The organism is Vulcanisaeta sp., from assembly GCF_049966235.1.
GTDB lineage: Archaea > Thermoproteota > Thermoprotei > Thermoproteales > Thermocladiaceae > Vulcanisaeta > Vulcanisaeta moutnovskia.
Window position 1 is genome coordinate 32,158 of sequence record NZ_JBMFVA010000019.1, and the last position, 7,789, is coordinate 39,946.

9 protein-coding genes are annotated in these 7,789 nt (G+C 41.2%); 1 reads left to right on the forward strand and 8 read right to left on the reverse strand.

What is annotated here, in order from left to right:
* Positions 1-15: 15 nt before the first annotated feature.
* Positions 16-1,470 (forward strand): ATP-binding protein, encoded by a 1,455-nt coding sequence (locus ACP5L5_RS09620; RefSeq protein ID WP_428763379.1) that lies wholly within the window; start codon positions 16-18, stop codon positions 1,468-1,470.
* On the opposite strand, the gene ACP5L5_RS09625 is transcribed toward ACP5L5_RS09620, so the two are convergent.
* The 8 genes from ACP5L5_RS09625 to ACP5L5_RS09660 all read right to left on the reverse strand — a co-directional run.
* Entirely contained in the window at positions 1,467-1,619 is a 153-nt protein-coding gene (locus tag ACP5L5_RS09625) for a hypothetical protein (RefSeq protein ID WP_428763381.1), read from the reverse strand. The genes ACP5L5_RS09620 and ACP5L5_RS09625 overlap by 4 nt on opposite strands.
* Positions 1,597-1,881, reverse strand: coding sequence for a HepT-like ribonuclease domain-containing protein (locus tag ACP5L5_RS09630; protein WP_428763383.1), 285 nt, complete (start codon positions 1,879-1,881; stop codon positions 1,597-1,599). Before ACP5L5_RS09630 ends, ACP5L5_RS09625 begins: the two co-directional genes overlap by 23 nt.
* Positions 1,869-2,279, reverse strand: coding sequence for a nucleotidyltransferase domain-containing protein (locus ACP5L5_RS09635; protein WP_428763384.1), 411 nt, complete (start codon positions 2,277-2,279; stop codon positions 1,869-1,871). Before ACP5L5_RS09635 ends, ACP5L5_RS09630 begins: the two co-directional genes overlap by 13 nt.
* Positions 2,280-2,300: 21 nt before the next feature.
* Complete coding sequence (locus ACP5L5_RS09640) at positions 2,301-2,843, reverse strand: hypothetical protein (protein ID WP_428763385.1); 543 nt, start codon at positions 2,841-2,843, stop codon at positions 2,301-2,303.
* A 4-nt stretch (positions 2,844-2,847) separates the two neighbouring features.
* Entirely contained in the window at positions 2,848-3,669 is an 822-nt protein-coding gene (locus tag ACP5L5_RS09645) for a hypothetical protein (protein WP_428763387.1), read from the reverse strand.
* 6 nt (positions 3,670-3,675) lie between these two features.
* Complete coding sequence (locus ACP5L5_RS09650; RefSeq protein ID WP_428763389.1) at positions 3,676-4,419, reverse strand: hypothetical protein; 744 nt, start codon at positions 4,417-4,419, stop codon at positions 3,676-3,678.
* Positions 4,420-4,424: 5 nt separating this feature from the next.
* Entirely contained in the window at positions 4,425-6,122 is a 1,698-nt protein-coding gene (locus ACP5L5_RS09655) for a hypothetical protein (RefSeq protein ID WP_428763391.1), read from the reverse strand.
* A 7-nt stretch (positions 6,123-6,129) separates the two neighbouring features.
* A partial coding sequence (locus ACP5L5_RS09660) for a hypothetical protein (protein ID WP_428763393.1) occupies positions 6,130-7,789 on the reverse strand: 1,660 nt, incomplete at its 5' end.

Genomic DNA, 7,789 nt, shown 5'->3' on the forward strand with positions numbered 1-7,789 from the left:
CTTGATAGGTGTTGCATGGAGGTTGGGATAACCACGAGCGGAGCATCAGTTGGGTTAGTTCCAATTCAATTCTATAAGAAGGCTGAGAACCTTGCACTGGAGGAGCAACTTGTCATCATTCATGATCAATCAATGGATGATGAATTACTCCTTGGTGTTATTAGGAATGTGACGAAACTCGAACCACTCATTAGGGACAGGGTTAGGTCACCCTTCGTAGATAGGCCTGAGGTCCTTGACCAAACAATACTCATGCCCTTCACCTCAGCCATGGTTAGGCTCTACGCAGCCCTAAAGCCGAGTACTAAGTCCGTGCTTGAGGTTAGGCATGTACCAACGCCGGGTTCTAAGGTCTTTGTTATTAAGGATGGTAGGTTCCTTAATGACTATGTTAAGTCAAACCTACCAATAAATGTTGGTAGTCATAAGTACAGTGGCTGGCCCATTAGCCTAGATGCTGGTTTTGTTAATCAGCATGTTGGTGTCTTCGGCGCCACTGGTGTGGGTAAGTCTAGGCTTGTTAAGGCTCTTATTGAGGAGTTAATTAGGGTTGGGAAACACATAATAATCTTTGATCACAGTGGCGTTGATTACGCCCCATACTTTAAGGATAGGGTTATTACGTCCAAGGAGATTGCCATCTCACCACCAACAATAGCCTCAGTCATTGCTGAGAAGGCCAGGCTTAATTGGCAAACCTTCGGTGAGTATCTGGAGGTTGCCGTCATTACCTATGTAAGCGGTGATAAGAAGATTAAGAGGCAGCAATCCTCACAATTAATAGATCCGCAAATAAGTAATCAGGTAAGCCAGGTGATTAAGTGGGATAAGGTGGCATTCACGAAGCACCTAGTGGATAGTATGAGAGGATTAGGTGCTAGAGATTCGACAGTTGAGAAGGCCAGGTTATTCATTGATTACTTCATAGAGAATGAATTCTTTGATGAACTTAATAAGAGAACTTTATTACCTATGAACATTGTTAATAGGGCATTAAATTCAAACCTGGTTGTTATTGATTTGAGCCTTGATCCTGAACTCGTGGTTAAGCAAGCAATAATTGCAGATGTAATTGATGCTGCGTGGAAACTCGTCAAGACCAATAAGTCACCGCTGGATTTGGCTTTCATCATAGACGAGGCTCAGAATTATGTACCTGAGAATGAATGGACTATCTGCGGTGATGTTATTGAGACTACGGCTAGGGAGGGCCGTAAGTGGGGCTTATCGCTTATTGTAGCCAGCCAGAGGATTGCTAGGGATATTAGGGCTAGCATCAGGGCTAACCTCGGCACAGTCTTCTTCAGTAGGTTAAGCGCCCAGGGTGATCTTAGGGAGATCGCTGCATACATGGACTTGGCAGATGTAAACGAGGCAACATTGGCTCAATTGGGCACTAGGGAATTCTTCGTGGCAGGATTGATGAACCCACTAAGAAAACCAATACTAATCAGGGTGAGGGATGCCTAGCAATCAATTCCTCGCCTACGTAATTCCTCCACAACCTTAACACCAAGCTTAGCAGCCTCTCTATACTCTCTATTGCTTATTATCCTGCGAATTATATTCACATAAACAATTCCATATTGATAAACCTCAATTATTCCTAAACCTAACAACAGACCTATACCTACTAAACTCCTCATTGCTTAATAGACCAACATTCATTAGCTTATTGCCGGCATCAATATAGCCCTCAACCTCGAATCCCATCGCTGATGCAGCCTTAACCACGATATCAATAAGTGATTGGGCTTGAACCTGCAATAAGTACACCGCAGATAAGTACTTATACACATCATTCAGGTCATCAATACTTAGATTATCCAATAATGATATATAATAAAAAAGAAGCTTTAACAAACGTTCTACTGAACCCATTTCTTAGTCACCGCATTTATCTGCGTCCTTAGTAAATCAAGCTTCTCAGCATCAATCATAAAGTCGAAACAAGGCTTCAAAACCCTTAACTTGATATCAAGATATTCATCAAAGTTCCGGTAATAAACTACCTTACCCTTACCCAATACGTCAATTATTAATGAGCAGGGCAGGTACTCGTAATTATTAAGTACTACTAAGTCAATACTCTCCTCACGCACATGAAGAAACCTGGCCAATGCGTAGTGAAGGTCTATGTCCTTATCAACATCACTTAACCAAACAGCAATATCCCAATCACCCTTAAACACCCTACCCCACGCCCTAGAACCAAACAATAACGCAAACACCACGCCATAATCACTCCACGGAAACAACCTCAAATACTCAACACCCATATACCTAATTTTTTAAATAAATTAACCCTTACTTATACCTATCACTGCCTCACCCAACTGAACCTGGGCGCTGGTCCACGTGCAGTTTGGTACTGGATTCGGTAATCCTTGACTCGCCCAAGCAGGATTAACAAGTGTAACTGGGGAATTACTCTTTTCACAGTTATATGCCGTTATTTCATAGGGCTGCGCTGATGAATAAACAAGTACTGTTGTATTTTCAGACCTGCTAAGTGGACCCATGCTCATTGTGACCGTTATATTAGCATAAAGTGATTGATTCTTTGGATACAGCGTTATTTTATAGTTAAGTGCTACTCCCTGTACAGGCACAGCGGATGTTGGAAGCAATAACGTATAATTGAATGAACCAACAACATCGCCCATGGAAGCTATGGCGATGGCATTCTCAAATTCATGAGTGAGGGCTGAGGATACGAGTGACGATACGTAATTAACAGTACTAAGCATATTAACTGCCATATAATAATTGGTATACCACGTGAAGAATATAACTAGGGCCAGGAGTGCTACCGTAGTTATTACGAAAGCCAGAACATTCATATCATCACCCCATGTTAATACCTATCCTAATTTCCACAATATACACATTGTTACCAACTACACTAACGGATTTAGGCCCTAGTACATACTTACCGATATTACACTTCTCTGCAACAATCAAATACTTTACATCACTCAACGAGAATGATGAGACGCTCAATATCTTGATTGTGAGAATATTTCTGCCAGTAGAATTACCCATACTAACAAACACGGGTATGTAGATATAACCGACACCACCATTCAAAGAACCATTAATCACCAAAACCCTAGGAACCATAGCTAGAAACGTACCATAAGAAACACCGTCCACAGAACCATACCCAAATTGAACTATGGAGACGAGAGTGCCCGTCGGTGCAAAAACACCTGGTCCAACTATTAATGAGAAGTTACTTGGATTAACCGTGGGATAGCCTATCATATTGGAACCCCTCCATACATACCAAGCACTCTTACTAGCAGGTATTGAGAAATAGCTGGGTGGCACGCCATAAATCAATACACCAGATGTGGCAGTAATGATGTTAGCACCAGAGGCATTAACGTAAATCCTACAATACGCATCATTAGAATATACGTAATTATAAACACCATACTCAGTGCTAGGCAATGCGTAAGTCAAAGACACACCAGGCGACATTAGGTAGGTATCAATATCATCAGCCACATTGGTCAAGAACGATGCAACATAACTAATCGAGTAATAGGCTGAATCATAATTAAAGGACCTCATAGCCACTACTAGAAACATTGCCGCTACCGCCAGTATTGTTGCCGTCAAGATTACGGTGCTTAATATTTCACTTTGTCCCCTACTTTTCATTTTCAATCACCCATACTTAATAATTATTTTTATAAGTACTATTTCAATTTTACTAGCACCATTTAACGAATACGATGATGTCACTGAACCACATGAATATGTTATGTAAAGCGGATTATTAATAGTAGTATAGCTCCAAGACGTAACATTGGCGAAGAACAAACCACGTAGGCTAGAATCAAAGATGACATTCATGATTGGAACATAGATGTAGTAGGTAGAACCAGAGCTGAAAACACCAACCCTCGGGAAAAGGACCAAGTAGGCTCCATAAGAAACACCGTTTAAATTACCAGCGCCAAACTTACAAACAGCGAAGAAGCTAGATGATACAGAGTTGAAAATCAAAGAACCACAATTACTAAACAAACTCTCACTAAATCCGCTAGGTAACGATAGGTAACTAGGCGATACACCAAATAAAATAGCGCCACTAGAATAGGTATCCACAACTGCATGTGTGGTATTAACAACAATTAACTTGCAATAATTAGGCAGGGCACCATATACGCCGAATTGCGTTGTTGGGCGTGGAAATGACAACGCGTAATTCTGAACACCATTCATAATCGCGGCATTCAAATCCTGAGCCACATCAACGAAGAACGTCTGTGCTTGTGCAAGGGATGTGGATGCGGAGGCTGAGGCAAAATTAAAACCGGCAATAAGCACAAAAATTGCAGATAGGACTAGAACAATACCCAGAACCAAAACCAAGGAAAGAACCTCGCTCAAACCTTGACTCTTCACGACCATCACCTCGACAAACTACTTAACCCAATATAAACGAGGTAGTATGAACCATTACCAAGCTGAACAACTGCGAAGGCAGAGGCCGTTGGTGAAAAACCATTAATGACGAACCTCTCTCTATAATTAGGTGGAATAATGTTAAGGGCGTCTATGCGCTGGAACTCGTAATTCACATAGATAGGCATGTATTGAGTGGTTGTCGGAGTCCCCGTGAACCACAGATCGTAGACTATGGTCGTTGTGTTGTATGTATAATACGTATTACCTTGCGGATTCTGTGATTGTTGTGCAATACTAATGCTTCCTATTGTGACATTAATACCAAGCGCATTGACACAACTGCCCACAGGAACGCTAGCATTAATGTTATAATTACTTGTCGTAACCAAATCATATAAGGTAGCATTAATGTTTAGATAGCAAGTGCCGTTATTTATAGTAGGTTTGATACCTAAATCAAGCAGGTATAGATAGGAATATTGATTAAGCATAGTTTTATTCAGGATTCCACTATTGCTTATTATATACATACGTTCCGCATTACTTCCGTAAAGCAACTCAACACCGACAGAACCAACCCGATACGTACTCAGCACATTCACGGTACCATTAGGATACACAATGTACGGCTCAACTTCAATATTGTTAAAGGTAAGCTCAAGGAATGAGTCTGGTATTGCCGTTATCAACTGCCCAATCATGTAGGTATGGTAGCCATAAGGTTCGTATGGCGCATTGACAGTCACACTACAACTTACTGATGATGGTAAATTATAATGATACCACCCATTTGTTAATAGCTCAACTAAATAATTACTACCATGCTTAACGCCGTTGGGAGTACTGCAGCTAAGGACGTTGGAGCTTATATAATTAATGAATTGCGGTTCATTATTGTACGATGTTCCGTATACGGTATTCATTAAATTGCTGAGCCCACCAAGCCCCATATCGAAACAATAGGGCTCACCGCAATACGTACCGCTAATAACATTATATGGTAAAGTACCATTTGTAGAAACAACAATGTACATGTTGCCAGTAGCATTAACCCAAACAACAGCCGTACCAGTCCTAGGATCAAAATACGCAACCCACCACTTAAGCATCCTGATTTGCCCATTATTAATACATGCAGTTATGTTGTTTGCCAAAGCCTGGTTTGCACATTGTATGAAGACTACGTTGGATAAAGGCAGTGTTGTGTTTATGGAGTAATTAGGCGATACTGTGGATAGTAAGAAGTTCAGTAGGTACACGTTTAGCGTTAATTCTGATACGTGTATATCTGTGAGCGGTATTGGTATTAATGAGGAGTAATTCCACGTAGGTACCGTGGTTATGGGTATTAAAACATACTTACCACCCTTAACAATAGAGGACAAGGTGAGCAACCTACCATATGGAATCACCGCAACATACCAGTCATACTGAGGACCAACAATACTATTCATTAAAGAGTCCAGTTCGCTCCAATTCCCATTCTGGATAATCGAGAGGAATTGAGGATTATTTATCAGGAGGGAGAGGGCATTCTCGGCATAGGACTCCAGATTGGACTCGACTTGGCTCGGTAGTTGCGTCGTTGGTGATTTAAATAACATGGGCATTAAGGCTGCAAGCACCAGGATTATTATGGTGGCGATTATCGCCTCCATGACCCTAGCCTGACCGTGAGAAAACAAAGGCTGGCTAACCATAGCCCTATCACCCTTGGCGCTGGCAAGGATTTAGATAGTTTTGAGGGGTGTAACCTTTATATAGTAATTGATTATCCTTGTAGCTAAAATATATATATGTGTTACTATATGTATTTTTATTATATGTGTTTTTATATTGGCAGTTCATTATTGTCTGGTAGAAGAACGTGTATGGCAATGTTTGATTTGGGAAGTGCTCATACTCCGTTATCCAATTATATAAGCTGGAAGGATAGGGATTGTTTGGATTTGCAAAGCCAGAACTTTCTGTTTCAGTGGGTGGTATTATTTGACCTATTGCTATATAGCCAGGTGCTAGGTTTATGGCTGTTTCGTTGAATGAGAATATACTCAATGTTCCCATTGGCGATATATTATCAACCTTTAATATGTTCATGAATGGTAGTGGTTTTACGAAGCCGAGTGTTGTATATATGGTACTTTCAATTATTTGAGTCATATATAGTCCTGAGTATATCGTTAATAATGTTGGTATTCCTGTATTTATGAAGTACATAACTATTATCAAGGAGCCCGATGTCTCGTTATATATGTACGCCGTGTACGGTACTAACGAGGTTGCCGAATACCCGTTGGGCACTGGGTATGTTGGGTTTATTCCCATGGCTTCTAGGGCGCTTGGTGACCACGGATTTAGGATCAGCCTCACGTTGCTGTAATTTATGATCAGTAGGTATTGGGTGTTTGGGTATCCCTTTGGTTTCGGCATTGCTACGTTAAACACCACGGCATTACTCGTTATATTACACACGGTGTAGTTTGCGTTAAATGCCTTTGGACCTATTACTGGCGTTATGTTTAGCCCGGTTATTATTGTACCAAGGGCTGGTTGGTTGTTTGCCGATACTGCTACGTAAACGTTGCTTGGTAGTTGGTATGTATTGTATAGTTTTATGCTGGCATTTATAACTGCGGCATTTTCCAGTATTAATGCTGTCCACGACCCAACTTCCACTTTCTGACTATAATTTGGATCAATTCCGCTAAGCATATACGCATTATTTCCGAACCAAGTATTCGGTACGCGTATTAGGCGTGGCAGGTATATTGTTGTGCAGTATGCGCCGTTTACGTATAGCTGCGCGGTGGGTTGACTGTTGTTTATGTTTTGCCATGTTATTGGTGATGTAGGTTTTACGTATACCGTGATGTTTATAAGGCCTCCTTGATTAATATTGATCGTGCGACATTTAGTAAATTTAGTAATATCATTAACCCCAGCATATACTCTTATGCCTGGCGTATTTGATCTGCTAGAACCTTGTATGATTACGCTATATCCTGTTGACGGAGAGCTTGCTGTTCCTTGAAGTGTTCCTGGCCATGCTCCTAAAACCTGTATCCCTATTTCATAATTGTTATTTGATACTATGGCTTGTGTCACATTAAATACTGCCGATATCTTGAAGCCAGAGTTTGCCGCCAACTCATCAATGGGTAGCGCGAATGCGAGTGGGTATGGTCCGCCCCTCGCCACCCAACCCTGGCTTTCTATCCTATATTCATTATTTGGAAACGCGGTATATAACGGTGCCCATAGGTAGCTCGCGTTTCCTGTCGAGTAGATGCTCGGCCCTGTGCACGTGTAGTTATCGTATTTGAAGTCGAATATGCACCTGACTTCCGTGGTTACGTTTATTACTTGC